This window comes from Streptantibioticus ferralitis (assembly GCF_029223525.1).
In the GTDB taxonomy this organism is placed as follows: Bacteria; Actinomycetota; Actinomycetes; order Streptomycetales; family Streptomycetaceae; genus Streptantibioticus_A; species Streptantibioticus_A ferralitis.
The window spans coordinates 63,343-87,997 of the sequence record NZ_JARHTQ010000001.1; the positions used below are offsets into that span (position 1 = coordinate 63,343).

Below are 24,655 nucleotides of genomic sequence, written 5' to 3' on the forward strand. Positions count from 1 at the left end.
GCGCGGCCAGACGGCCCGGACGGGCCCGCCAGGACCCTCCCGCGGCACACGGTCACGACGAGGTGTCCGTGGCCTCGATGCCCGCCAGCCGCGGACCAGCGTGCGGCCGTGGTCGGACGCCGCGTCCGGTCGAGGTGCGGCGCGCCGCGAACTCCCCCTGTGGGACGGGTGACTGGCCGGCGTGCCGGAGGCCTGGCCGTCGCCGCGTACGAACTACGCAAACCCAGCAGCGCCGTTGGAAAGCATGAGAAAAACGCATGGGAAAGGGGGCGGCGGCCACCATGGCCGCCGCCCCCTCTGTTGTGCGGGCGCGTCAGTCCGTCAGCTTCGCCAGCGCGGCGTCGATGCGCGCCAGGGTCCGCTCGCGCCCGAGTACCTCAAGGGACTCGAACAGCGGCAGGCCGACCGTACGGCCGGTGATCGCCACCCGGACCGGGGCCTGGGCCTTGCCGAGCTTCAGGCCGTGCTCCTCGCCGGCGGCCAGCACGGCCTCCTTCAGCGCGTCGGCCTGCCACTCGGCGACGTCCGCGAGCTTGGCGCGTGCGGTGCGCAGCAGCGCGTCCGAGCCCTCCTTCATCGCCTTCTGCCAGGACGCCTCGTCCTCCACCGGCTCGTCGAGGAAGAGGAAGTCGACGTTGGCCGTGATGTCGGACAGCACCGTGAGCCGGGTCTGCGCGTGCGGGGCGATGGCCTCGAAGGCCGCCTGGTCGAACGCCTCCGGGCGCCAGGGCGCGTGCGGGGGCTTCAGCCACGGGCCGCAGGCCTCGATGAAGTCCTTCACATCGAGTCGGCGCAGGTGCTCCGCGTTGATGTGCTCGCACTTCTTCAGGTCGAAGCGCGCCGGGTTGGCGTTGACGTCCTTGATGTCGAAGGCGGCGACCATCTCCTCCATGGTGAAGATGTCGCGGTCCTCGGCGAGCGACCAGCCCAGCAGCGAGAGGTAGTTGAGCAGCCCCTCGGGCAGGAAGCCGCGCTCCCGGTACAGGTTGAGTGAGGACTGCGGGTCGCGCTTGGACAGCTTCTTGTTGCCCTCACCCATGACGTACGGCAGATGGCCGAACTGCGGCGTGCTGCCGTTGCCGACGCCGATGTCGGCGAGCGCCGCGTACAGCGCGATCTGGCGCGGGGTGGAGGAGAGCAGGTCCTCGCCGCGCAGCACGTGCGTGATCTCCATCAGCGCGTCGTCGACCGGGTTGACCAGGGTGTAGAGCGGGGCGCCGTTGGCCCGGAGGATGCCGTAGTCCGTCACGTTCTCCGGGCTGAAGGTCAGCTCGCCGCGCACCAGGTCGGTGAAGGTGATCGGCTGGTCGGGCATCCGGAAGCGCACGATCGGGGTGCGGCCCTCGGCCTCGTACGCCGCGATCTGCTCAGCGGACAGCTCCCGGCACTTGCCGTCGTAGCCGGACGGCTTGCCCGCGGCGCGGGCCGCCTCACGGCGGGCCTCCAGCTCCTCGGTGGTGCAGTAGCAGCGGTAGGCGTGGCCCGCCTCCTGCAGCTTGCGCGCCACGTCCGCGTAGATGTCCATCCGCTGTGACTGCCGGTACGGCGCGTGCGGGCCGCCCACCTCGGGGCCCTCATCCCAGTCGAAGCCGAGCCAGCGCATCGCGTCGAGCAGTTGGTTGTACGACTCCTCGGAGTCGCGGGCCGCGTCGGTGTCCTCGATACGGAAGACCAGGGTGCCCTTGTGGTGCCGGGCGAAGGCCCAGTTGAACAGGGCGGTGCGGACCAGGCCCACATGGGGGTTGCCGGTCGGGGAGGGACAGAAACGTACGCGTACGGGTGCGCTAGCCACGCTTGATCACCTTGTTGGTGAGAGTTCCGATGCCTTCGATGGAGACGGCGACCTCGTCGCCGACGTTGAGGGGGCCGACCCCCGCCGGGGTGCCGGTCAGGATGACGTCGCCGGGGAGCAGGGTCATCGCCTCGGTGATGTTGACGATCAGATCCTCGATCTTGTGTGTCATCTCGCTGGTGCGGCCCGCTTGTCGCAGTTCGCCGTTGACCGTGCAGGTGATCGCCAGGTCGGCCGCGGTCTCCAGATCCATGTCCGTCTCCACCCACGGCCCGAGCGGGCAGGAGGCGTCGAAGCCCTTGGCGCGGGCCCACTGCTTCTCCGTGCGCTGCACATCACGCGCGGTGAGGTCGTTGGCGCAGGTGTAGCCGAGGATCACCTCGGCCACCCGCTCCCGCGGCACCTCCCGGCACATCCGTCCGATGACCACGGCGAGTTCCGCCTCGTGGTGCAGCTCGGCGGAGAAGGTGGGGTACGGGACCGGGTCGCCGGTGCCGATGACGGAGGTCGACGGCTTGAAGAAGGCGAACGGCGCGTCCGGCACCTCATTGCCCAGCTCGGCCGCGTGCTCGGCGTAGTTGCGCCCGAACGCGACGACCTTGCTGGGCAGCACCGGGGGCAGCAACCGGACCTTGCTCAGCGGGACCTTGGTGCCGCTGAGTTCGAACTCGGCGAACGGGATGCCCTTGATGATGTTGATCGAGAGCTGGTCGTCCGGCTGGGTCCCAGGGGGTGTCCCCCCTGAGGACACCGGCCCTTCCACCGCGCCGAAGGCGACATTGCCGTCGATGGAGAATCTGGCGATGCGCACGGAAGCTGCGCCCTTCACAGGTTGGAGACTGACGCTCCAGGCTATCGCGGGGCGGCAGAGCACCCTCCGCCATTTCCTCCCGGGCGCGCGTGGCCCGTCAGGCGGTGGGCAGGGTGTCCAGGACCGTGCGGCGGGGGTTCGCGGTCTGCTGGGGGAGGTCGCGGGCCTCGGCCGCGGGCTCCTCGGCGACGGCTGCCGGGATCAGCTCGTCGGCGTCCTTCAGATGGGCGAGCGTGGTGCGACGCGGGTTGGCTATCGGACGCATCAGCATCGTCGTCTTCACTTTTCGGTCCAGACCTTTTGCAGTTGGGCCGCCGTGCGGCGGCGTTTGTCGAACTTCCACCTTGTGTAAAGGCTCAGGCTATGCGTGCGCATTCCCGCGAATCCGTGACCCGGACAACGATCATCGTGTGATTTTGCTCACGAACAGCCCGGCAATTTACGCAAATCGCCTGGCCAATTCCGCGACCAGAAACCGGCATTGAGGACCGATCACCCCTTATCTCCGCCGAACGGCGTTACCGGGTCAGCACGGCCACGTACCGGGCTCGCGGGTAAAAGTCCGTTATCGCCGACATGGTCCTCGACTCGCGGTGATCTGTTGTCTGCGGTGCGTAACCGTTGTCACAGGTCGGCTGCGCACCTTGTTGGACTTCTCCGCCTGTGCTGGAATTCCACGGACCGCCGCGACCAGACGACCGGCACGCAGGGGGCGCGCAGGCGCGTCGAGCGGCGGTGCAACGGGCACTCGCCGGTCAACCGTTCCCCAGGGGGCCGCGGGCCCCCAAGAACCGACACCGTCCCGCCGTGCGCGCGGGGGACGCCTGGTCCAGAGGTTGCGACGCTAGTGCAGGGACGTTTCAAGAGGGATGGCGGCGCCGCGGGAGACCCGGAGGCGCGCGACGGAGCCGGACGTGGTCCGGAGCCGCGAGTGACTCCCCCCATGCCATCAGCCGACTCGGGCCCCCCGGCCACCGGACAGCCCGGCGCGAAGGGCGGCTCGTCCGGCACGGACGCCGGCCCCCGTGCCACGAGCACCCCAGCCGCGCCAAGCGGCGATGTCGAGCCCCCTGCCACCACGCGCTCGCGGGGCAAGCACGCCTCCCGTCTGGCGATGCGCAACTGGAGCATCCGTACCCGACTGGTCTCGCTGCTGGCGCTGCCCGTGGTCGCCGCGACCACGCTGGGTGCGCTGCGCATCCAGCAGCAGCTGGACAACGTCAACCAGCTCGACCACATGAAGCTGCTGACCGAGATGACCGGTCACGCCACCAAGCTCGCGGACGCCCTGCAGAACGAGCGCGACAGCTCGGCGGGCCCGATCACCAGCGGCCACTCCAAAGACGACTCGGTGGTCGCCTCCCGGCAGGCCACCGACCAGCAGATCCAGGGCTTCCAGGACGCCACCGCGGGCATCAACACCAACGACAGCTCGCTGGTCGGCGTCCGCAGCACGATCATCGACATCACCCGCCAGCTGCAGAGCCTCAAGCAGATCCGCGGCGACGCGTACAACAACCCCGGGTACATCTCGCAGACGGTCAGTGGTTACGACCAGTTGATCAACTCGCTGCTCTCGCTCTCCCAGGACATGGCGCAGGCGACCAGCAACCCCGACATGATCCGCAGCACCCGGGCACTCGCCGCGTTCACCGCTGCCAAGGAGTACGAGTCGATCCAGCGGGCGGTCATCAGTGCCGCTCTCGCCAACTCCAGCGGTCCCTCGCTGTCCAACAGTGACCGGCTGTACGCACAGACCGCCTCGGACAGCGAGAACTCCGAGATCAAACGGTTCTCCGAGATCTACGGCCCCGGCTCCGCCGAGCTGATGAAGGCGCTGGACGGCGGAAACGTCGTGATCACCCAGGCCGACCAGTACCGCGACCGCGTCCTGCAGACGCAGAACGGCATCGCCCAGGAGCACAAGTCGTACCTGGACTGGTACGACCAGGCCGACACCAAGATGCAGGAGATGTCCCGCATCGAGGCCGAGCTCCTCGACCAGATGCAGCAGAAGGCGCTCTCGCTGCGCTCCGCCGCCCAGCAGGACGCACTGATCAACGGTGCGCTGATCCTGCTCGTCCTCGGTGTGTCGCTGGTCGGCGCGTTCGTGGTGGCCCGCTCCATGATCCGCTCGCTGCGCAGGCTGCAGGACGCCGCGCAGGATGCCGCCCAGCGGCGACTGCCCGAGCTGGTCAAGCAGCTGTCGGAGTCCGACCCGCAGGACGTGGACACCTCCGTCGAGGAAATCGGCATCAACACCCGCGACGAGATCGGCCGGGTGGCCCGCGCGTTCGACGACGTCCACCGCGAGGCGGTCCGCCTCGCCGCCGAGCAGGCGCTGCTGCGAGGCAACGTCAACGCGATGTTCACCAACCTCTCGCGGCGCAGCCAGGGCCTCATCCAGCGCCAGCTCTCGCTCATCTCCGAGCTGGAGAGCCGCGAGGCCGACCCGGACCAGCTGTCCAACCTCTTCAAGCTCGACCACCTCGCGACCCGTATGCGCCGCAACGGCGAAAACCTCCTCGTCCTCGCGGGCGAGGAGCCGGGCCGCCGCTGGACCCGGCCGGTGCCCCTGGTCGACGTGCTCCGTGCCGCGGCGTCCGAGGTGGAGCAGTACGAGCGCATCGAGTTGACCGCGGTGCCGCCGACCGAGGTCGCGGGCCGGGTCGTCAACGACCTCGTGCACCTGCTCGCCGAGCTGCTGGAGAACGCCACCTCGTTCTCCTCCCCGCAGACCAAGGTCAGGGTCACCGGTCACGCGCTGCCGGACGGCCGGGTGCTGGTCGAGATCCACGACACCGGCATCGGTCTGTCGCCCGAGGACCTGTCCGACATCAACGAGCGGCTGGCCAACCCGCCGACGGTGGACGTCTCCGTCTCCCGGCGCATGGGTCTGTTCGTGGTCGGCCGCCTGTCCCTGCGGCACGGTATCCGGATCCAGCTGCGTCCGTCCGACTCCGGTGGTACGACCGCGCTGGTCATGCTGCCGGTGGACCTCACGCAGGGCGGTGCCAAGCCGAACGCCGGTGCGGGCCAGGGCAAGCGCGGCGGGGTCATCCCGCCGGTGCCGGGTGCCAAGAGCGCTGCCGGGGACATCGCGGCGGCACGCGGCGCCTCCGCCGAGGGCGGCGTCCGCCGGGCGGGTCAGCTCGGCCGCGGCCCGCAGCCGGGGCCGAGGACCAGGGGCGAGGTCCCGCCGGTCGGCCCGCGTCCCGCGCTGACCGGAAACCGCGACTCCGGCCCGGCCACCCCGCCGGAGCGTCCGCAGCCGCGCACCGACTCGGGCCTGCCGACCCGCCAGGGTCCGGGCGCGCCGCAGCAGCCGCAGCAGCCCACCCCGGCGTCGGCGTCCGGCGAGCGGCCCGCGCCGAGCTGGGCCCAGCAGGGCCGGAACGGCGCGGACGTGCCGCGTGGCCATGACGACGTGGAGTCCACGGCGCAGTTCGAGCGCCCGGCGTTCCCCGACGCCCAGCACCCCCAGGGCCCGCGGGCCGCCAACCCGGGTGCCCGGCAGCCGGGTTACGGCGACGCCTCCACCACGGGTCAGTTCCCGGTGACGCAGGCCCAGGGTGGCGCCGGGTACCCCGACAACAGCACGACCGGCGAATTCCGCGCCCCGACCGGCGAGTTCCAGCTGCCGCAGCAGCAGGACGGCCGGCAGCAGGCCCCGTCCACCGACTTCTTCGGTGGCCAGCAGGCCGGTTCGGGCTCCGATGTCTTCGGCCCGCGCGGCCGCCAGGCACCGCAGCAGCGCCGTCCCGCCGCGCCCGCCCCGTACGAGACGACCGCCGAGTTCCCGGCGGTGGCGGACCAGCGCGGCCCGCAGGCCAGGGGTGGCAACGCGCCTCGCGAGCGCCGTCCGGAAGCCCAACTTCCGCCGGTCGTCGAGCCGATGGCGCTGCCACCCGCCAGTTCCCCCGGTGACGGCCGTTCGCCGATCTTCGAGTCGCTGGAGTCGGACTGGTTCCGGCAGCAGGACGAGGGCGGCCTCCCGTCCGGCAACGGCGCGGTCGCACAGCCACAGCAGCAGCCCCCGCTGACCGGCGGCCCGCAGCGGGCCCGCGTACAGAGCCCACCGCCTGGCGCGGGCTCTCAGGAATGGCAGTCCTCGCCCAACGACGAGCGGTGGCGGCGCGCCGAGCAGGTACGGGAGCCCGCCGCCGGCGGTATCACGTCTTCCGGTCTCCCCCGCCGCGTCCCGCGGGCGAACCTCGTCCCGGGCACCGCGGAGCAGACCTCGCAGACCGGTCCGCAGGTCTCGCGGGCGCCCGATGACGTACGCGGGCGGCTCACCAACCTTCGCCGCGGCATCCAGCAGGGCCGCAGCGCCGGGTCCGGCCAGACGGACGGACGCGGCTTCGGTACCGGCACATCTCACCAGCAGGAGCGTTAGTTGAGTCCGATGAGCCAGGCGGCACAGAATCTGAACTGGTTGATCACCAACTTCGTGGACAGCACGCCCGGTGTCTCCCATACGGTGGTCGTCTCCGCCGACGGGCTGCTGCTGGCGATGTCCGAGGGCTTCCCCCGGGACCGGGCCGACCAACTCGCGGCTGTTGCCTCCGGGTTGACCTCGCTGACCGCGGGCGCGTCCCGTATCTTCGAGGGCGGCAGCGTCAACCAGACGGTCGTGGAGATGGAGCGCGGCTTCATGTTCATCATGTCCATCTCCGACGGTTCCTCCCTCGCCGTACTCGCCCACCCCGAGTGCGACATCGGCCTCGTCGGCTACGAGATGGCGCTGCTCGTGGACCGGGCAGGCACCGTGCTCACTCCCGACCTACGCGCCGAGCTGCAAGGCACTCTGCTCGGCTGATCCTTGATCTTTGCTGTACTCCCCCCGCAATGACCCGGACCAGCTTGCTACTGCTTCGCTCGGAGGACGACGTACATGACCCCGCCACCCGCCTCGCCCGACCCGTACGGTGCTCCTCACCACCTGCCGTACGAGGAGGAGGAAGGCGAACAGCCGCTGGTACGGCCTTATGCCATGACCGGTGGTCGCACCAGACCTAGATACCAGCTGGCCATCGAGGCGCTGGTGAGTACCTCCGCGGACCCTTCGATGTACCAGGGTCTGCTTCCTGAGCACCAGCGCATCTGCCATCTGTGCCGTGAGATCAAGTCGGTGGCGGAGATCTCCGCGCTGCTGGCGATCCCGCTCGGTGTGGCGCGGATCCTGGTGGCGGACCTCGCGGAGGCCGGAATGGTGGCGATCCACCAGCCGAGCAGCGGCGAGGCCGGCGGACAGCCCGATGTGACTTTGCTGGAGAGGGTACTCAGTGGACTTCGCAAGCTCTAGGCCGCAGGGAGCCGACCCGTACGGGCAAGGTGCGGGCGGGCTGCCCCAGCACAGTGCGGCCTACGGGCAGCAGACGGCGCGGTCCACCACCTCCGCGAAGATCGTGGTGGCGGGCGGTTTCGGCGTGGGCAAGACCACCTTCGTCGGTGCGGTGTCGGAGATCAACCCGCTGCGCACCGAAGCGGTGATGACGGCGGCGTCGGCCGGGATCGACGACCTGAGCAAGGTCACCGACAAGACCACGACGACCGTGGCCATGGACTTCGGCCGCATCACCCTCGATGACGACCTGATCCTCTACCTGTTCGGTACTCCAGGACAAGACCGCTTCTGGTTTATGTGGGATGACCTGGTGCGTGGCGCGATCGGTGCGGTTGTCCTGGTAGACACCCGGCGGTTGTCCGACTGCTTCCCGGCCGTGGACTACTTCGAGAACTCCGGCCTGCCGTTCGTCATCGCGCTGAACGGCTTCGACGGGCACCAGCCCTACAAGCCGGAAGAGGTCCGCGAAGCGCTGCAGATCGGCCCCGAGTCGCCGATCGTCGTCACCGACGCCCGGCAGCGGGCGGACGCCAAGGGCACGTTGATCACGCTGGTGGAGCACGCCTTGCTGGCCAGACTCAAGTAGCCGTTGGATCTTGCCAGTTGTGATCAGCTAGGAGCGGGCCCGCCTGTGTCTTATGACACGGCGGGCCCGCTCCTTCATAACGTTTCGACAGAGAATCACCGGGGCGCGGACACCCCCCGCATACGATCCGTCTCACAGCGCTCACTTAACGCCCGTCATTTGCCGCCCAATAGAGCTTATGCCCGTTTTATCAGTCCTGTCTTGGCGGTTGGCGAAGTCTGTCCAGACGTTTGGAAAGGACCGCTGTGACGTGCTGGAATTCGTTGAACCAGCGAGTAGACACGGCACGTCGGTGTGTCGGCGCCGAGAGGTTGTTGGTCGAGTGAGGAATACGACGCGGACACGGCCTGACCCCGTGCAACCGGCCCGAGGCAATTTCACGCCGCCGGGCCGCGACACCGGGGTGACGGTCGACGAAGTCATGCCGTCGGAACCGACGGGGAGCCGCTTGTCGCCGGGTAACTGGCGAGTGCGGACCCGGCTGAACGCGATCCTGCTGATCCCTGTCCTGGTCGCCCTGATCGTCGGCGGCTTCAACGTCAAGGACTCGGTGGACCGCTACCAGCAGGCGGACGACGCGGTACGCACCGCCAAGCTGGTCCGAGCCGCGTCTGCCTATGGCCACGCATTGATTGACGAACGTGACCGCTCTGCGGTTCCCCTCCTCAAAGGGGACACAAAGAATTCCGAGGTAGTGGACAGCCGGGCCGCCACCGACGGGGCGGCGAACGCCTTCAACGCCGCCGTCGCGCAGATGCCCAACGTGCCCGACCTCAAGCGCCGACTGGCCTCTTTCCGCCAGGTCGAGCCGAAGCTCACCGCGCTGCGCGAGGCCGCGTACACCAGCAAGCTGCCCGGCGTGCAGACCGAAGAGGGCTACGTCCAGGTCCAGCACCCGCTGATGGAGTTCGCCAACGACCTCGGTTTCGGCACCAACAACATGACGAGCTACGGCCGCACGCTGTACGCCATCTCGCTCGCCAAGGCCGCCGAGTCGCTGACCCGCTCCATCGGCATGCAGATCATGAACGAGGGCCCGGTCCCCGAGAGCGAGCGCAGGCTCCAGCTCACCGCGCTGTCCTCCTACGCGTACCTGGAGAACATCGCGCTGCAGGAGTACGAGGGCGGCGGTACGCCGACCGACATGCAGCGGCTGCAGGACGCCACTGACGCCGCGCAGCAGCAGGGCAAGCAGCAACTCGCCGACGCCAAGTCCAAGGCGCAGGCGGCCGGCCTGCCGTTCGTCGCCCCGCCGGACCGGGTGACGATGATCAAGGCGATCGCCTCCGGCGCCTCCTCGACCGCGCTGCGGGCCCAGGGCATCACCCCGGACAGCTGGTGGGGCTCCTCCACCCTCGCCTTCAACGCCTATCGCTCGATCGAATCGACCCTCGCCAACCAGGCCGAGAGCGACGCCGCGGCCGTGGCGGCCGACGCCAAGAACAACGCGATCATCAACTCCGCCGCCGTACTGGCCGGTGTGCTGCTCGCCTTCGTCGTCGCCGCCCTGATGGCCCGCTCGATGAGCCGCAGCATGCGCAAGCTGCGCACCTCGGCCTTCGAGGTGGCCGAGCAGCGGCTCCCGGCACTGGTCGACCAGCTCTCCCGCACCGATCCCGGCCGGGTCGACACCCGCGTCACACCGATCCCGATCAACACCCGGGACGAGATCGGCGAGGTGGCCAGGGCGTTCGACCAGGTCCACCGCGAGGCGGTACGACTCGCCGCCGAGCAGGCACTGCTGCGTGGCAACGTCAACGCGATCTTCACCAACCTGTCGGTCCGCAACCAGGACCTCATCCAGCGCCAGCTCTCGCTGATCACCGAGCTGGAGAACAACGAGGCGGACCCGGACCAGCTGGAGAACCTCTTCCACCTGGACCACCTGGCCACCCGTATGCGCCGCAACGGCGAGAACCTGCTGGTCCTCGCGGGCGAGGAGCCCGGCCGCAGCTGGAACCAGCCGGTCCCGCTGGTAGACGTGCTGCGCGCCGCCTCCGCCGAGGTGGAGGACTACGAGCGCATCGAGCTGGCTGCGATACCCGAGACCGAGATCCACGGCGCGGCCGTGACCGACCTCGTCCACCTGCTCGCGGAGCTGCTGGAGAACGCCACCACGTTCTCCTCGCCGCAGACCAGGGTCAGGGTCACCGCGACCCGGCTGCCGGACGGCCGTGTCATGGTCGAGATCCATGACAAGGGCATCGGCCTGACCGCCGAGGACTTCGCCGACATCAACCACAAGCTGGCCGACCCGCCCACCGTGGACGCGTCGATCTCCCAGCGCATGGGCCTGTTCGTGGTGGGCCGCCTCGCCGACCGGCACAACATCCGGGTCCAGCTGCGCCCCTCGGGCGAGCAGGCGGGCACCACCTCGCTGGTGATGCTGCCGGAGCCGATCACCCACGGTGGTGGTGGCGAGGAACTGCCGCCGGACGACTTCACCGTCTCCCGGATCGTCCCCGAGCACCAGACGACCGAGTTCCACTCCGGCCAGTTCACCGCCGCCGAGCTGGGCTTCGACGACCGGGCCTACGAAGTCCCGAACGACGCGCGGTCCTTGGACCCGATCAGCCGCCAGCTCCGGCGCGAGGAGCGCCGGGCGGCGCTGGAGGCCGCCGCGGGCGAGCGGCAGCAAGGCGTGGATCGCCCGCTGTTCCGTGACGAGGTGGCACCCGCCACCCCCGAGCCCATCGCCGAACGGCAGCCGTACCAGCCCGAGCAGTCCTACCAGCCCGAACAGTCGTACGACTCCGAGCAGTCGTACCCCGGCTTCGAGCGGCCGGTGCCCCCGGTACCGAACCAGTACACCGGCGAGTACCAGATCCCCCAGCAGCCGTCGTACGAGACCGGTGGCCGGCCCGCGCACGGCTACCAGCCGGAGGGTGAGTTCACCTCCGCCCAGTGGCAGCCGGACTACCCGCGGGATGGCTGGTCAGCTCCGGCTTCGGATTCGCACTCCTCCCTTGGAGCCCCGGAGCGCGTAGGCTACGACGCACCGGAAGCCGAGACGACGAGCGCCTCTTCGCTGACCGATTCGGGGCTGCCGCGTCGCAACCGGCAGTGGCAGCAGCCGGAACCGGCCGCGCCGCAGCGGCAGGACGCGCTAGCGGACGGCCCCGCGCGGGAGCAGGGAGGCGATGGGCACGCCGACGACTGGCGTTCCGCGAACGACGAGCACTGGCAGCGGGCCGAACAGGCTCGTGAGCCCAAGGCCGGCGGAGTCACCAGCTCCGGCCTGCCACGGCGGGTCCCGCGGGCGAACCTCGTCCCCGGTGCCGCGCACCAGACCCCGCAGGGCGGCCCACAGGTCTCCCGCGCCCCGGAAGACGTCCGCGGCAGGTTGAGCAATCTGCGCCGCGGCGTCCAGCAGGGACGCAACGCTGGAACTGATTCCACCCCAACTGACAGCCAGGGCCTCGGCCCCAACCACCAGGAGCGTTAGTTGAGTCCGATGAGCCAGGCGGCACAGAACCTGAACTGGTTGATCACCAACTTCGTGGACAACACCCCCGGTGTTTCCCATACGGTGGTCGTCTCCGCCGATGGACTACTGCTCGCGATGTCCGAGGGCTTCCCCCGGGACCGGGCCGACCAACTCGCGGCTGTTGCCTCCGGGTTGACCTCGCTGACCGCGGGCGCGTCCCGTATCTTCGAGGGCGGCAGCGTCAACCAGACGGTCGTGGAGATGGAGCGCGGCTTCATGTTCATCATGTCCGTCTCCGACGGTTCGTCGCTGGCCGTGCTCGCCCACCCGGAGTGCGACATCGGCCTGGTGGGCTACGAGATGGCGCTGCTCGTCGACCGGGCGGGCAGCGTGCTTACCCCTGATCTACGTGCCGAGTTGCAGGGCAGCCTGCTCGGCTAGCCTGTCGGGCTCTACGGCCGTCTAGCCCCCCAACTACCGGACAGGCGTGCGCCGATGCGTCACCGGACCGTATGGTGCGTTAACGCATCGGCAACCCTGCGGCGGAGACGGTGAACGGCACCCCGCCCAGCTGGAGGAGGAACCGTGGCAACGCCCCCAGGCGGATTTGGCGATCCGCAGCAGCAGCTGAAGCGATTCAACTTCCCCTCAGCGCCAAGCCCGCAGATGCAGCCGTCGCCGGAACCTGTCCGGCACGAGCAGCAGCCGCCTGCGCCGCGGATTCAGCCGCACATGCCCCCGCAGGGGCCACCGCCGCGCTCGCGCGGCGGTGCACGGGGCCGTACGCCGCTCGGCTCCGACCAGCAGCCGCTGGTCCGTCCGTACGCCATGACCGGCGGACGGACCCGACCGCGCTACCAGCTGGCGATCGAGGCGTTGGTCTCCACGACCGCTGATCCGGAGCGGCTGCGCGGCCAACTCCCGGAACACCAGCGGATCTGCCATCTGTGCCGCGAGATCAAGTCGGTGGCAGAGGTCTCCGCACTGCTCTCCATCCCCCTCGGCGTCGCCCGAATCCTCGTCGCCGACCTGGCGGAGGCCGGACTCGTCGCCATCCACCAGCCCGGTGGCGACGAAGCCGCCGGTGGCCAGCCAGATGTGACACTGCTCGAAAGGGTGCTCAGTGGACTTCGCAAGCTCTAGCGGTGCAGCCCGCTCCACCACCTCCGCGAAGATCGTGGTGGCGGGCGGCTTCGGCGTGGGCAAGACCACGTTCGTCGGTGCCGTATCGGAGATCAACCCGCTGCGCACCGAAGCCGTGATGACCTCCGCTTCGGCGGGAATCGACGACCTGACGCATGCGCCGGACAAGACCACGACGACCGTGGCGATGGACTTCGGCCGCATCACGCTCGACGAGGACCTGATCCTCTACCTGTTCGGTACCCCGGGCCAGGACCGCTTCTGGTTCATGTGGGACGACCTGGTGCGCGGTGCGATCGGGGCGGTCGTCCTGGTCGACACCCGGCGGCTGGCCGACTGCTTCCCGGCCGTGGACTACTTCGAGAACTCCGGCCTGCCGTTCGTCATCGCACTGAACGGCTTCGACGGCCACCAGCCCTACGGTCCCGAGGAGGTCCGCGAGGCGCTGCAGATCGGCCCCGAGACCCCCATCATGACCACGGACGCGCGCGCCCGCGGCGAGGCGAAGAGCACGCTGATCACGCTGGTCGAGCACGCCCTGATGGCGCGGCTTCGGTAGCGTGATGCGAAAGGTCCCCGCACACGATGTGTGCGGGGACCTTTCGCGTTCTGGACGGCGATGTCAGGCGACGGCCTGCCAGCTGTGCGGGGCGCGACCGCACCATCCCGGGGGATAACCCCCGCACCCCCAGCCGCTTTAGGCGACCGCCTGCCAGCTGTGCGGGGCATGGAAGCCTGGGCTGCGTTCCAGGCGGCGCCAGTGGGCGATGTTGCGGGGCTCGGTGGCGGCTGCCTGGCGGGCGTTGGCGGCGGCGCGGGCGATGAGGACGGCGGTGATGGCCGCGAGTTCCTCGGGCTCGGCGTGCCCGCGCCGCACGGTAACGACGGTTTCGGCAGCGGCTTGCGTAGGAGTGCTCACAGGGTTCTCCATAACTGCAGGGTTACTGCGGAGGGTTGCCGTGCTTGCGGGACGGCAGGTCGGCGTGCTTGGTGCGGAGCATGGCGAGCGAGCGGATCAGTACCTCGCGGGTCTCGGCCGGGTCGATCACGTCGTCGACCAGGCCGCGTTCGGCCGCGTAGTACGGGTGCATCAGCTCGGACTTGTACTCCTTGACCATGGCGGCGCGCATGGCGTCCGGGTCGTCCGCATCGGCGATCTGGCGGCGGAAGATGACGTTGGCGGCGCCCTCGGCGCCCATCACCGCGATCTCGTTGGTCGGCCAGGCGTAGGTCAGGTCGGCGCCGATGGACTGCGAGTCCATCACGATGTACGCACCGCCGTACGCCTTGCGCAGGATCAGCGAGATCCGCGGCACGGTGGCGTTGCAGTACGCGTACAGCAGCTTCGCGCCGTGCCGGATGATGCCGCCGTGCTCCTGGTCCACGCCCGGCAGGAAGCCGGGCACGTCCAGCAGCGTGATCAGCGGGATGTTGAACGCATCGCACATCTGAACGAAGCGCGCGGCCTTCTCCGACGCCTCGATGTCCAGCACCCCGGCCAGCGCCTGCGGCTGGTTGGCGATGATGCCGACGACCTGGCCGTCGAGCCGGGACAGCGCGCAGATGATGTTGGTGGCCCAGCGCTCGTGGACCTCCAGGAACTCGCCGTCGTCGACGATCTCCTCGATGACCTTGCGCATGTCGTAGGCACGGTTGCCATCGGCCGGGACCAGGTCCAGCAGCGCGTCACCGCGCCGGTCCACCGGGTCGCTGGTGGTCAGGACCGGCGGGTTCTCCCGGTTGTTCTGCGGCAGCAGGGAGAGCAGGTAGCGGACCTCTTCCAGGCAGCTCTGCTCGTCGTCGTAGGCGAAGTGCGCCACACCAGAGGTCTCGGCGTGCACATCCGCGCCCCCCAGACCGTTCTGCGAGACCTTCTCCCCCGTCACCGCCTGCACCACATCCGGGCCGGTGATGAACATCTGCGAGGTCTCCCGCACCATGAACACGAAGTCCGTCAACGCCGGACTGTACGCCGCACCACCAGCACACGGACCCAGCATCACGGAGATCTGCGGGATCACACCCGACGCCCTGGTGTTGCGCTGGAAGATCCCGCCGTACCCGGCCAACGCCGAGACGCCCTCCTGGATCCGCGCCCCCGCACCATCGTTGAGCGACACCAACGGCGCACCCGCCGCGATCGCCTTGTCCATGATCTTGTGGATCTTCTGCGCATGGGCCTCACCCAACGCACCACCAAAGATCCGGAAGTCATGCGCATACACAAAGACCGTACGGCCGTGCACCGTACCCCACCCGGTGATCACACCATCGGTGTACGGCTTCTTCGCCTCCAGACCGAAACCGCTCGCCCGATGCCGGCGCAACGGCTCGACCTCACGAAACGAACCCTCGTCCAACAACAGGTCAATCCGCTCACGCGCGGTCAACTTGCCCTTGGCATGCTGCGCCTCGGTCGCCCGGTCACTCGGCCCCCGCCGCACCTGCTCACGAATCGCATGCAGCTCCGCCACACGCCCACGGGCATCGCTCGCGTCGGCCGGCACCTCGTCCACAACGGTCATGTATCGACCTTACGAGCGGTGGCCCCGTTTTCCTGGCGTTGACTTCTCACACTGTCAGAAGCGACTTCATGGAGGAACTCAACAGAAAGGAGTGGCGAAAGGGCCCCGTGCGAAGCGGACGGGACCCTCTCGTTTGTACCTTTCGCACCAGCCGGGGCGACCGGCGCGATCCGGCCGCGGAGCGCGGCCCCGGTCAGCGCCCGGCGACCGCCTCAGCGAGCGCGAGGATCCGCCGCGCGTCCTCGACGTGCAGGTTCTCGATCATACGGCCGTCCACGGTGACCACACCACGGCCCTCACGAGCCGCCTCGTCGAACGCCTCGATGATCCGGCGGGACCGCTCGATCTGCTCGGGCGAGGGCGCGAACACCCGGTTGCACGGCTCGACCTGTGCCGGGTGGATCAACGTCTTGCCGTCGAATCCGAACTGCCGGCCCTGGACGCATTCGGCCTCGAAGCCTTCGAGGTCCTTCACGTCGTTGTAGACACCGTCCAGGATCGCCTTGCCGGTCTCGCGGGCCGCCAGCAGCGCCAGTGAGAGACCGGTGAGCAGCGGGGCGCGGCCCGGCACGTGTTCCGCGTGCAGTTCCTTGGCCAGGTCGTTGGTGCCCATGACGAGTACGGTCAGCCGTTCGCTGGCCGCGGCCACGGCGCGGGCGTCCAGCATCGCGCGCGGGGTCTCGACCATGGCCCAGATCGCGGTGCGGTCCGGGGCGCCCGCCGCCTCAAGGGCTCGTTCGACCTCCAGCACCGTCTCGGCCGACTCGACCTTGGGCACGACGACGGCGTCCGGGCCCGCCTCGGCGGCGGCCCGCAGGTCGTCGGCGTGCCAGGCGGTGCCGGGGCCGTTGACCCGGATGGTCACCTCGCGGTAGCCGTACTCGCCGGAGGCCGCGGCGGCGGCGACCCGCTTGCGGGCGTCGGCCTTGGCGTCGGGGGCGACCGCGTCCTCCAGGTCGAGGATGAGGGCGTCGGCCGGGATGGACTTGGCCTTCTCCAGGGCGCGTTCGTTGGCGCCGGGCATGTAGAGCACCGAACGGCGTGGTCGCAGGCTCGCGTTGGACATGGTGCGGTTCACTCCTTCTCGGCGGCGGCATAGGCCTCCGCGAGCTCCGGGTCGCGGGCGGCGAGTTCGTCCGCGAGTCGCGCCACCACCTGGCACTGCTTGTAGGTGGCGTCGTCCTGCATCTTGCCGTCGATCATCACCGCGCCGGTACCGTCGCCCATCGCGGCGATCACCTTACGGGCCCAGGCGACGTCGGCGGGGGCGGGCGAGAACACCTTCTTGGCGATGGCGATCTGTACCGGGTGCAGGCTCCAGGCGCCCACGCACCCGAGCAGGAAGGCGTTGCGGAACTGGTCCTCGCAGGCCACGGTGTCCTTGATGTCGCCGAACGGCCCGTAGTAGGGGAGGATCCCGTGCGCCGCGCAGGCGTCGACCATGCGCGCGATGGTGTAGTGCCACAGGTCCTGCTGGTAGGTGGCGCGCGGGGCGTCGCCCTGCGGGTCCTCCCGTACCAGGTAGCCGGGGTGTCCGCCGCCGACCCGGGTGGTCTTCATCCGGCGGCTGGCGGCCAGGTCGGCCGGGCCGAGCGAGATGCCCTGCATACGGGGGCTGGCGCCGGCGATCTCCTCGACGTTGGCCACGCCGGTCGGGGTCTCCAGGATCGCGTGCACCAGGATCGGCCGCTCGGTGCCCGCCTTGGCCTCCAACTGGGCGAGCAGCCGGTCGACGTAGTGGATGTCCTCGGCGCCCTCGACCTTGGGCACCATGATCACGTCGAGTTTGTCGCCGATCTCGGTGACCAGGGTGATCAGGTCGTCCAGGACCCAGGGCGAGTCAAGGCTGTTGACGCGGGTCCACAACTGGGTGTTGCCGAAGTCGGTGGCCTTGGCGATGGCGACCAGTCCGGCGCGCGCCGCCTCCTTGCGGTCCGCCGCGACCGCGTCCTCCAGATTGCCGAGCAGTACGTCCACGGTCGGCGCGATGGCGGGGATCTTCGCCGCCATCTTCTCGTTGCCGGGATCGAAGAAGTGGATCATCCGGGACGGCCGGAACGGCACTTCCCGTACCGGGGTCGGTGCCCCGACGGCCAGTGGGCGGAAGAAGTCCTTCGGAGAGCGCATCCAGTCTCCCTGGTCGGATCGAGGGGTGCGGGTCGCCGCCCGTCCCGGCGGCGCCATCCGGCCTTCACTCTAGGGGTGGCGGCGCGGTTACGTTACTGGTCAGTACGTGTGCCGTTGGTCACCGCACACCGGCCCGCGTGCCGCCCCCGGGTACCGGCGCCGCCGCGCACCGCCACGACCGGCTTCCGGCGCCGGTACCTCCAACAGCGGCGGCGTCCGCCTTAGAGTGCGGACCAGAGCACGTAGCCACCGCACCCGACCGACGCTGGAGCGCCCGTGTCGTCCTTCCGCATCGTTCCGTCCGGCTTCGAACTCGACGGCCGCCCGCTCCGCGTGCTCTCCGGCGCGCTGCACTACTTCCGGGTGCTGCCGCAGCAGTGGCCGCACCGGCTGCGGATGGTGCGCGCCCTGGGGCTCAACTGCGTGGAGACATACGTCCCGTGGAACCTGCACGAACCGCGCCCCGGCCGCTACGACTTCACCGGTACCGCCGACCTGGACGCGTTCTTGACGGCATCGGCGGAGGCGGGGCTGTACGCGATCGTCCGGCCCAGCCCGTACATCTGCGCCGAGTGGGAGAACGGCGGGCTGCCCTGGTGGCTGCTGGCCGACCGCGAGCTACGGCTGCGGGTGTCGGACCCGGCGTATCTGGCGCACGTGGAGCGCTGGTACGACCAGCTGCTGCCGCACCTCGCCGCTCACCAGATCACCCGGGGCGGCAATGTGCTGATGCTGCAGCTGGAGAACGAGTACGGGTCCTACGGCAGCGACACGGCGTATCTCGACCGGCTGCGCACGATGATGCGCGAACGCGCCATCGACGTCCCGCTGTTCACCTCCGACGGCCCCGAGGACACCTTCCTCACCGGCGGCACGCTCCCCGGTGTCACCGCCACCGTCAACTTCGGCAGCCACCCGGAGGACGCCTTCGCGGAGCTGGCCCGCTTCCGGCCGGACAACCCGCCGATGTGCATGGAGTTCTGGTGCGGCTGGTTCGACCACTGGGGCGAGAAGCGCGCGCTGCGTGATCCGGCCGACGCCACCGACACCCTGCGCCGGATCCTGGCCTCGGGCGCCTCGGTCAACATCTACATGGCACACGGCGGCACCAGCTTCGGCACCTGGGCGGGGGCCAACCGCGGTGGCCCGTCGCACGACGGCCCGTACCAGCCGACGGTGACCTCCTACGACTACGACGCCCCGATCGACGAACGCGGCGCGCCCACGCCGAAGTTCTGGGCGTTCCGCGAGGTGCTCACCGAGTTCGCGGAACCCGGCGCGCCGCCGGAGCCCGAGCCGCTGCCGCCGCTCCTGCCGCCGTCGCGGGTGGAACTCACCGACTCTGTGCAACTGTTCGACCTGCTCGACTCCATCGCCACCCCGGCCGTGCGCTCCCCCGCACCTCCGTCGTTCGAGGACCTCGGGCTGGCCCATGGCCTGGCGCTCTACGAGGCGCATGTGCCCGGGCCACGCACCGAGTACCCGCTGGCGCTGGAGGGCCTGGCCGACCGGGCGCACGTCTACCTGGACGGCGAACCGCTGGCGGTGCTGGAGCGGGATGAGGAGGACGAGCTTCCGCAGATCGCCGTCGGCACCCCGGGCGCCCGTCTGGAGCTGCTGGTGGAGTCGATGGGCCGGGTCAACTACGGGCCCCGGCTGGGCGACCGCAAGGGGGTCGCCGCGGTACGGCACGGCCAGCAGTACGTACACGGCTGGACGGTGCGCACGGTCCCACTCGGCGGACCGCTGCCGGATCTGCCGTGGGGCGCCTCGGCGGCTTCCACGGCCGCGGCGGGCCAGCGCCCTGGGCCGGTGTTCCACCGCGCCGCCCTCGACGTGGCCGAGCCGGGCGACGGGTTCCTGGCCCTGCCCGGCGGCACCAAGGGCTATGTCTGGGTCAACGGCTTCTGTCTCGGCCGGTACTGGGACCGCGGTCCGCAGCGCACGCTCTACCTGCCGTGGCCGCTGCTGCACACGGGCCGCAACGAGATCGTGGTGCTCGAACTCGACGGTCTGCGGGACCGGTTCGTGGAGATCCGCGACGAACCCGACCTCGGCTGAGGAGCCCTGGGATGCCCCATCGCCCGCGCGCCGTCCTCGCCATGCGCCACGCGGTGCGGGACGCGCTCTTGGACCACACGGCGCTTCGCCGCCTGTGCCGCGTCGCCCGGCTCGACCCCGAGCTGCTGATCAGCGAGCCCGCCGACTTCTCCGGCTCCGGCCGGGCCGCAGAACTCGCCGAGGCCGAGGCGCTGTTCACCAGCTGGGGCTGCCCGCCGCTGACATCGGACGCGCTGAACCGCATGCCGCGGCTGCGTACCGTCGTCCACGCGGCCGGTTCCGTCAAGGGGCACATCACCGACGCCTGCTGGGAGCGCGGACTGAGCGTCTCCTGCGCGGCGGACGCCAACGCGCTGCCGGTCGCCGAGTACACCATCGCGGCGATCCTGTTCTCCGGCAAACGCGTCCTGGACTCCGCGCTGGCCTACCGCGCCCGGCGCACCGCCCTCGATCCGCTGACCCTCTTCCCGCGGCACGCGCTGGGCAACTACCGCCGCACCGTGGGCGTCGTCGGGGCGTCCCGGGTCGGCCGCCGGGTGATCGAGCTGCTGCGCCCGTTCGATCTGCGGGTGCTGGTGTACGACCCGTACCTGGCCGCGGACGCGGCGCATGAACTCGGCGCGGAACAGGTCGAGTTGGACGACCTCGCACGGCGCAGCGACATCGTCACCCTGCACGCGCCCGCACTTGCGCAGACCCGGCACCTGTTCGACCGCGCCCGGCTGGCGTTGCTGCCGGACGGCGCCACCTTGATCAACACCGCCCGCGGCTGGCTGGTGGACACCGAGGCGCTCACCGAGGAGCTGGTACGCGGCCGACTGCACGCCGTACTCGACCACACGGAACCGGAGGCGCTGCCCGACAGCTCACCGCTGTACGAGCTGCCGAACGTACTGCTCACCCCGCACATCGCGGGCTCGCTCGGCAACGAGCTGGCGCGCCTGGCGCACGCCGCCATCGACGAGCTGGCGCGCTACGCCGCCGGACTGCCCTACGCGCAGCCGGTCACCCGGCAGATACTGCGGCACTCCGCCTGACCGGCGGGGCTCAGCAGTCCTGCGATTCGGCTCCGGCGCGGATCAACCCGTAGGTGTAGGCGTCGTCCAGCGCCTGCCAGGACGCCGCGATGACGTTCTCGCCGACACCCACGGTGGACCACTCCCCCCGACCGTCGCCGGTGGAGACCAGGACGCGGGTGGTGGACTCGGTGCCGTGCCGCCCCTCCAGGATGCGGACCTTGTAGTCGACCAGCTCCATGTGCGCCAGCGGCGGGTAGATGCGCTCAAGACCGGCGCGCAGCGCGCGGTCCAGGGCGTCCACCGGGCCGTTGCCCTCGCCGGTGGCGACGATCCGCTCGCCCTTCGCCCACAGCTTCACCGTCGCCTCGTTGACCTGGACGCCGTCCGGCCGCTGCTCGACGATGGCGCGCCAGGACTCGACCCGGAAGAAGCGGGTGGCCTCGCCGCGCACCTCGTCGCGCAGCAGCAGTTCGAAGGAGGCGTCGGCCGCCTCATAGGTGTATCCGGCCAGTTCGCGCTCCTTGACCCGCTCGACGACGCGGCCCGCGAGTTCGCGGTCGCCGGTCAGGTCGTATCCGAGCTCCTTGCCCTTGAGCTCGATGGAGGCGCGCCCGGCCATGTCGGAGACGAGCATCCGCATGGTGTTGCCGACCAGCTCGGGGTCGATGTGCTGGTACAGGTCCGGGTCGACCTTGATGGCGGAGGCATGCAGTCCGGCCTTGTGCGCGAAGGCCGACACGCCCACGTACGGCTGATGGGTGGCAGGTGTGAGGTTGACGACCTCGGCGATGGCGTGCGAGATCCGGGTCATCTCGGCGAGCGTGCCCTCGGGCAGCACCCGCTTGCCGTACTTCAGCTCCAGCGCCGCCACGACCGGGAAGAGGTTGGAGTTCCCCACCCGCTCCCCGTAGCCGTTGGCGGTGCACTGGACGTGCGTGGCGCCCGCGTCGACCGCGGCGAGGGTGTTGGCGACCGCGCAGCCGGTGTCGTCCTGGGCGTGGATGCCCAGCCGGGCGCCGGTGTCGGCGAGCACCGTGCGCACCACGGCTGCGACCTGGGCGGGCAGCATGCCGCCGTTGGTGTCGCACAACACGACGACATCGGCCCCGGCCTCGTGCGCGGTCCGCACCACGGACTTGGCGTACTCCGGGTTGGCCCGGTAGCCGTCGAAGAAGTGCTCGCAGTCCACGAAGACCCGGCGCCCTTGCGAGCGCAGGTACTCGACGGTGTCCCGCACCATCGCGAGGTTCTCCTCCAGCGTGGTGCGCAGCGCCAGCTCGACGTGCCGGTCGTGCGACTTGGCCACCAGGGTGATCACCGGCGCGCCGGACTCCAGCAGCGCGGCGACCTGCGGGTCCTCGTCGGCCCGCACGCCGGCCTTACGGGTGGCGCCGAAAGCCACCAGCTGTGCGTGCCGGAAGCCGATCTCCTTGCGCGCCCGCTCGAAGAACTCGGTGTCCCGCGGATTGGCCCCCGGCCAGCCGCCCTCGATGAACCCCACCCCGAACTCGTCCAGGTGCCGGGCGATGGCCAGCTTGTCGGCGACGGACAGGTTGATGCCCTCACGCTGCGCGCCGTCGCGCAGCGTGGTGTCGAAGACATGGAAGCTGTCGTCGGGCAGCGTGGGCTCGTTTTCTGCCGTCATCTGGTGGACTCCTGTCGAGTGAGCGGGTTTACGGATCAACCAACTCCACTTGCCCCCAATGATCCCTCGCGCCTCGCTGCCTGGTGGTGGGTGGCCCAGGAAACGAAAAAACCTCTCGCGGATGCGAGAGGTCTGCGCGCGGGTCTGGGACACGGTGATCGCCATCGCGCTCAGGTCTGCACGACGACGGCCACTGCGGACCGGCGCGCCTAGCCAATAATCATGGCGAAGGACACGGGGGCAGTTTGGCACAGGCGCGCTTCCGCGCGGATGGGCGTCTCAGGATGCGGGCATTTCGGCCGACGTGGCGCCCGACCCGCTCAGCCGATACTCCAGCACGTAGGACCCGGCGTCCAACAACATCTGCGTAACCTCGACGGGCCGCCGCCCGGCGGTGAACGCCGTGCGGCAGATCTCCACTACGGGCACCCCGGTAGCGAGCCGCAGGTCTTGGCGCTCGTCGTCACTCGGCATCCTGGCGCGCAACTCCTCCACGAAGTCGACCGGCTCAGCGCCCAGTTCCGCCAGCCTGGCGTACGTGCCGCCCGGCCCGGTGTCGCGCTGCGCGACGGCGGACGACCGCACGAGATCGGCCGGGAGGAACGACGTGGCCAACTGCACCGGCCGTTCCTCGACCACGAACCGGCGACGACGGACAATCACCGGCGCTCCCGCGTCAAGCCCGAGCAGTCGCGCCACCTGTCGGGGCGCCTCGGCCTCGTACACCTCGACATCGGTCACAAGAGGGCGCTGCTCGACATCCGCGGACCAGATCGATTTGCCGCCCGACCAACGCGACTTGTCCAGGCGGTCGTTCGCGACCCGCCGGATCGGGCGAAACTCCCGCACATAGGTGCCCGAGCCAGGACGGGCCACCGCCAGTCCCTCGCCCACCAGGAGTTTCAGCGCTTGGTTCGCTGTCATCTTGGCCACGCCGTACTGCTTCACCAGCGTGGGCTCACCGGGCAACCGATCCCCGGGCGCCAGTTCACCGGAATAGATCCGCGCCCTGATGTCATCGGCGATCTGCCGGGACGTCTCGGGCATGGGCTCTCCCCTTCGTTCCTCCCTAGGGTGATCAACCTAACCACACCCTCGAACGCCTGGCGAACGGGCATGACAACACCTCGGGCGCGAGCCGCACGCGCATTGACATCCCTAGGGAGGTCCGCTGCAATAGCGAGACCACCAACCTCCCTAGGGAGGATCAATTGGACGCGAGGGGAGCAAGAGACGAGCAAGGATGACACGAAGGCCGCTTGGGGTCCCGACCCCCTGCCGTACGTAGCCGACTGCGCGGAGTGCAACCGGCTGAAGAGCGCCGAGGACACGGCCCGGTCACAGCGGAACCCAAGCCAGGAGGTCGACTGCCGTGTACTGGCACGTCGACACCTGCGCACGGCGCACGGGGTGGTGTCGGTGGTGCGGGCATGACCATCAGGTCGGCTGCGTGGATCACGCATTTCAGGGTGCGCACATTTCATGCCGCGGCTCGCGGCACACGAAGTCATCCGATCGCCAATTCGTAGCGAAGGCGTTGGCGATGAGCGGGCATGACCATCAGATCGGCCTGGATGGGCCGTTCGTCAGCGTCGAAGGTAACCCTGGCCAGCGTCAAGGCAGGCTGATGGGGCTCCAATTGCAGGACGTCACGCTCTTCGCGGTCCGGCATTCGCGCTCCGACATCCTCACGAACCCGCCTGCCGACGTAACCGAGTTCAGCGAGCAGTGCGACCGCACCGCCACGGATCTTCGCGGTGCCACACAGGGGCGTACCAGCAGCAACGTGGAGTGGATAGTACGTGTCGGTCAACTCGGTTGGCTGGTCGTCCAGATACATAATGCGTCGGCGCACGATCACCGTAGCGCCGCGCGCAACGCCCAGCAGATCGGCAACCACCGACGACGCGTCCATCTCACCAGCCTGCACAATGCGCTGGGAGCCTCGTCCACCACGCGCGGCCGCTTCTGCGCTCCACGCATCCTGTCCACCACTCGCGGACGGTCTCACATAGCTCATGGAGCTGCCGACCCACTCGCCACTGCCCATCACGCCTCCTACCCCACGGCGATCACCTGACCCTACCCGCGCAGGCGTCCGGCGCTCCGCGCGCCCCTCCCTCGTCGTGGACGGGGCCGTAGCCCACCGTGGCATCGGAGCGGGAGCGCGCA

The 24,655-nt window shown here is 69.8% G+C and carries 20 protein-coding genes; 10 read left to right on the forward strand and 10 right to left on the reverse strand.

Features of this window, described 5'->3' with window-relative positions; all coding sequences use genetic code 11:
* Window positions 1–313: 313 nt before the first annotated feature.
* The 3 genes from gltX to P2L57_RS00345 form a co-directional block, all read right to left on the reverse strand.
* The gene (gltX, locus tag P2L57_RS00335) at window positions 314–1,792 is read right to left on the reverse strand and encodes a glutamate--tRNA ligase (protein WP_275806334.1); all 1,479 of its coding nucleotides are present in this window, start codon (window positions 1,790–1,792) and stop codon (window positions 314–316) included.
* Entirely contained in the window at window positions 1,785–2,603 is an 819-nt protein-coding gene (locus P2L57_RS00340; protein ID WP_275806336.1) for a fumarylacetoacetate hydrolase family protein, read from the reverse strand. Before P2L57_RS00340 ends, gltX begins: the two co-directional genes overlap by 8 nt.
* 97 nt (window positions 2,604–2,700) lie before the next feature.
* Complete coding sequence (locus P2L57_RS00345) at window positions 2,701–2,886, reverse strand: hypothetical protein (RefSeq protein WP_275806339.1); 186 nt, start codon at window positions 2,884–2,886, stop codon at window positions 2,701–2,703.
* A gap of 564 nt (window positions 2,887–3,450) precedes the next feature.
* Here P2L57_RS00345 and P2L57_RS00350 point away from each other — a divergent pair.
* The 8 genes from P2L57_RS00350 to P2L57_RS00385 all read left to right on the forward strand — a co-directional run bounded on the left by P2L57_RS00350 (window position 3,451) and on the right by P2L57_RS00385 (window position 13,665).
* The gene (locus tag P2L57_RS00350) at window positions 3,451–6,999 is read left to right on the forward strand and encodes a sensor histidine kinase (protein ID WP_275806341.1); all 3,549 of its coding nucleotides are present in this window, start codon (window positions 3,451–3,453) and stop codon (window positions 6,997–6,999) included.
* A gap of 9 nt (window positions 7,000–7,008) precedes the next feature.
* Window positions 7,009–7,422, forward strand: a complete 414-nt coding sequence (locus P2L57_RS00355; protein WP_255930345.1) for a roadblock/LC7 domain-containing protein — start codon at window positions 7,009–7,011, stop codon at window positions 7,420–7,422.
* A gap of 75 nt (window positions 7,423–7,497) precedes the next feature.
* A complete protein-coding gene (locus P2L57_RS00360; protein ID WP_275806343.1) occupies window positions 7,498–7,908 on the forward strand; it encodes a DUF742 domain-containing protein in 411 nt (136 codons plus the stop codon).
* Between the two features lie 40 nt (window positions 7,909–7,948).
* Window positions 7,949–8,536: a GTP-binding protein gene (locus P2L57_RS00365; RefSeq protein ID WP_275807559.1), complete on the forward strand. Its 588-nt coding sequence runs from the start codon at window positions 7,949–7,951 to the stop codon at window positions 8,534–8,536.
* A gap of 421 nt (window positions 8,537–8,957) precedes the next feature.
* Window positions 8,958–11,981, forward strand: a complete 3,024-nt coding sequence (locus tag P2L57_RS00370) for a sensor histidine kinase (protein WP_275807562.1) — start codon at window positions 8,958–8,960, stop codon at window positions 11,979–11,981.
* Window positions 11,982–12,404 (forward strand): roadblock/LC7 domain-containing protein, encoded by a 423-nt coding sequence (locus P2L57_RS00375; protein ID WP_275806345.1) that lies wholly within the window; start codon window positions 11,982–11,984, stop codon window positions 12,402–12,404.
* A gap of 144 nt (window positions 12,405–12,548) precedes the next feature.
* Complete coding sequence (locus tag P2L57_RS00380; protein WP_275806347.1) at window positions 12,549–13,106, forward strand: DUF742 domain-containing protein; 558 nt, start codon at window positions 12,549–12,551, stop codon at window positions 13,104–13,106.
* Window positions 13,087–13,665, forward strand: a complete 579-nt coding sequence (locus P2L57_RS00385) for a GTP-binding protein (RefSeq protein WP_275806349.1) — start codon at window positions 13,087–13,089, stop codon at window positions 13,663–13,665. The genes P2L57_RS00380 and P2L57_RS00385 overlap by 20 nt, the downstream gene beginning before the upstream one ends.
* A 138-nt stretch (window positions 13,666–13,803) precedes the next feature.
* On the opposite strand, the gene P2L57_RS00390 is transcribed toward P2L57_RS00385, so the two are convergent.
* The 4 genes from P2L57_RS00390 to P2L57_RS00405 form a co-directional block, all read right to left on the reverse strand.
* Window positions 13,804–14,037: an acyl-CoA carboxylase subunit epsilon gene (locus tag P2L57_RS00390; RefSeq protein ID WP_275806351.1), complete on the reverse strand. Its 234-nt coding sequence runs from the start codon at window positions 14,035–14,037 to the stop codon at window positions 13,804–13,806.
* Between the two features lie 10 nt (window positions 14,038–14,047).
* On the reverse strand, window positions 14,048–15,631 hold the full coding sequence (locus tag P2L57_RS00395; protein ID WP_275806353.1) for an acyl-CoA carboxylase subunit beta: 1,584 nt from the start codon (window positions 15,629–15,631) through the stop codon (window positions 14,048–14,050).
* 193 nt (window positions 15,632–15,824) lie between these two features.
* Window positions 15,825–16,697: an HpcH/HpaI aldolase/citrate lyase family protein gene (locus tag P2L57_RS00400; protein WP_275806355.1), complete on the reverse strand. Its 873-nt coding sequence runs from the start codon at window positions 16,695–16,697 to the stop codon at window positions 15,825–15,827.
* Between the two features lie 8 nt (window positions 16,698–16,705).
* Window positions 16,706–17,758, reverse strand: coding sequence for an HpcH/HpaI aldolase/citrate lyase family protein (locus P2L57_RS00405; RefSeq protein ID WP_275806358.1), 1,053 nt, complete (start codon window positions 17,756–17,758; stop codon window positions 16,706–16,708).
* 276 nt (window positions 17,759–18,034) lie between these two features.
* Here P2L57_RS00405 and P2L57_RS00410 point away from each other — a divergent pair, with 276 nt between their 5' ends.
* Together P2L57_RS00410 and P2L57_RS00415 are read left to right on the forward strand one after the other, a co-directional pair.
* Window positions 18,035–19,819, forward strand: a complete 1,785-nt coding sequence (locus P2L57_RS00410; protein ID WP_275806360.1) for a glycoside hydrolase family 35 protein — start codon at window positions 18,035–18,037, stop codon at window positions 19,817–19,819.
* Window positions 19,820–19,830: 11 nt separating this feature from the next.
* A complete protein-coding gene (locus P2L57_RS00415; RefSeq protein ID WP_275806362.1) occupies window positions 19,831–20,856 on the forward strand; it encodes a hydroxyacid dehydrogenase in 1,026 nt (341 codons plus the stop codon).
* Window positions 20,857–20,866: 10 nt separating this feature from the next.
* Here P2L57_RS00415 and cimA read toward each other — a convergent pair whose 3' ends face one another.
* The 3 genes from cimA to P2L57_RS00430 all read right to left on the reverse strand — a co-directional run bounded on the left by cimA (window position 20,867) and on the right by P2L57_RS00430 (window position 24,533).
* The gene (gene cimA / locus P2L57_RS00420; protein ID WP_275806364.1) at window positions 20,867–22,483 is read right to left on the reverse strand and encodes a citramalate synthase; all 1,617 of its coding nucleotides are present in this window, start codon (window positions 22,481–22,483) and stop codon (window positions 20,867–20,869) included.
* Between the two features lie 279 nt (window positions 22,484–22,762).
* The gene (locus P2L57_RS00425; RefSeq protein ID WP_275806366.1) at window positions 22,763–23,530 is read right to left on the reverse strand and encodes a GntR family transcriptional regulator; all 768 of its coding nucleotides are present in this window, start codon (window positions 23,528–23,530) and stop codon (window positions 22,763–22,765) included.
* Between the two features lie 460 nt (window positions 23,531–23,990).
* Entirely contained in the window at window positions 23,991–24,533 is a 543-nt protein-coding gene (locus tag P2L57_RS00430) for a GntR family transcriptional regulator (RefSeq protein WP_275806368.1), read from the reverse strand.
* Between the last annotated feature and the right edge of the window lie 122 nt (window positions 24,534–24,655).

Bases quoted from the DNA above. Each gene is read 5' to 3' on its own strand.
- P2L57_RS00395 (WP_275806353.1), bottom strand. From the start codon at position 15,631: ATGACCGTTGTGGACGAGGTGCCGGCCGACGCGAGCGATGCCCGTGGG.
- P2L57_RS00360 (WP_275806343.1), top strand. From the start codon at position 7,498: ATGACCCCGCCACCCGCCTCGCCCGACCCGTACGGTGCTCCTCACCAC.
- P2L57_RS00405 (WP_275806358.1), bottom strand. From the start codon at position 17,758: ATGCGCTCTCCGAAGGACTTCTTCCGCCCACTGGCCGTCGGGGCACCG.
- P2L57_RS00430 (WP_275806368.1), bottom strand. From the start codon at position 24,533: ATGGGCAGTGGCGAGTGGGTCGGCAGCTCCATGAGCTATGTGAGACCG.
- P2L57_RS00400 (WP_275806355.1), bottom strand. From the start codon at position 16,697: ATGTCCAACGCGAGCCTGCGACCACGCCGTTCGGTGCTCTACATGCCC.
- P2L57_RS00370 (WP_275807562.1), top strand. From the start codon at position 8,958: ATGCCGTCGGAACCGACGGGGAGCCGCTTGTCGCCGGGTAACTGGCGA.
- cimA (WP_275806364.1), bottom strand. From the start codon at position 22,483: ATGACGGCAGAAAACGAGCCCACGCTGCCCGACGACAGCTTCCATGTC.
- P2L57_RS00390 (WP_275806351.1), bottom strand. From the start codon at position 14,037: ATGGAGAACCCTGTGAGCACTCCTACGCAAGCCGCTGCCGAAACCGTC.
- P2L57_RS00355 (WP_255930345.1), top strand. From the start codon at position 7,009: ATGAGCCAGGCGGCACAGAATCTGAACTGGTTGATCACCAACTTCGTG.
- P2L57_RS00415 (WP_275806362.1), top strand. From the start codon at position 19,831: ATGCCCCATCGCCCGCGCGCCGTCCTCGCCATGCGCCACGCGGTGCGG.
- P2L57_RS00425 (WP_275806366.1), bottom strand. From the start codon at position 23,530: ATGCCCGAGACGTCCCGGCAGATCGCCGATGACATCAGGGCGCGGATC.